The organism is Anaeromassilibacillus sp. An250, assembly GCF_002159845.1.
Classification (GTDB): Bacteria; Bacillota; Clostridia; order Oscillospirales; family Acutalibacteraceae; genus Anaeromassilibacillus; species Anaeromassilibacillus stercoravium.
The window spans coordinates 1-860 of record NZ_NFJK01000065.1; the positions used below are offsets into that span (position 1 = coordinate 1).

At 55.1% G+C, this 860-nt stretch carries 2 protein-coding genes; both read right to left on the reverse strand.

Going from position 1 to position 860, the window contains the following annotated elements; translation table 11 throughout:
- Window positions 1-176: 176 nt before the first annotated feature.
- On the reverse strand, window positions 177-365 hold the full coding sequence (locus B5F54_RS17150; RefSeq protein WP_087235333.1) for a transposon-encoded TnpW family protein: 189 nt from the start codon (window positions 363-365) through the stop codon (window positions 177-179).
- Between the two features lie 14 nt (window positions 366-379).
- Window positions 380-860 (reverse strand): ATP-binding protein (locus B5F54_RS17155; protein WP_172749788.1); only part of this gene is annotated, 481 nt, incomplete at its 5' end.

Below are 860 nucleotides of genomic sequence, written 5' to 3' on the forward strand. Positions count from 1 at the left end.
TCGTCCTCATGGGACAATCTCGGATAAAGGGCGGTAATGAGGTTTTGGGTGGCTTGTCTTAACATAAAATCCTCCGTTTCCGACAGCCAGCCCCACTATTCCGTGGTTTCATTGTACCACGGAATAGGGCGGGCTGTATAGCGGCAAAAGTGTAAAATCAGCTTCTTTATGATTTGTCAAATTGCCGATTTTTGTGTAGCAGCGGCTTCCGCTTCCAGTACCCGCGCCATTTTGTCGGCGGCGGTGGTCGTGGTGTCTTTCTTGAAATAGCCGGACACGACAAGGACGGAATTGCCCATGCGGATTTCCGTCACGCAGTCGGGGCGGCGGGTGGTGCGGGTGTCGGGCTGCTTGTTATCTGCCATAGGCAATACTCCTTTCAGTCGGTAATCAGTTTCTTCATGCTCTCCATTTTCCGCTGCGCGGTTTCCTGCCGGAAGTTGTCGCCGGTAAAGCGTACCGGGACGCACATGGAAAGCAGGCGGTCATAAATCCGGGAATGGGCGGTGTCCTCCGGGTTCCGCAGGTCGTCCAGCGTGAGGTTGGTCGTGACGATCAGCGGCTTGCCGCTACGGTAACGGCTGTCAATCACATTGAAAACCTGTTCCAATCCATACTCGGTGCCGCGCTCCATGCCGAAGTCGTCAAGGATAAGCAGCGGATAGCGGCAAAGGCGGGAAATGTACTCGTTGCGGTTCTCAAAGCTGGCGGCAAGGTCGTTGAGGATAAGGGCAAAGTTCGTCATGTGGACGGGGATTTCTTTCTCCATGAGGGCGTTTGCGATACAGCCCGCAAGGTAGCTTTTCCCGGTTCCCACGCCGCCCCAGAACAGGCAGCCGATATTGTCGGCTCGCATATCC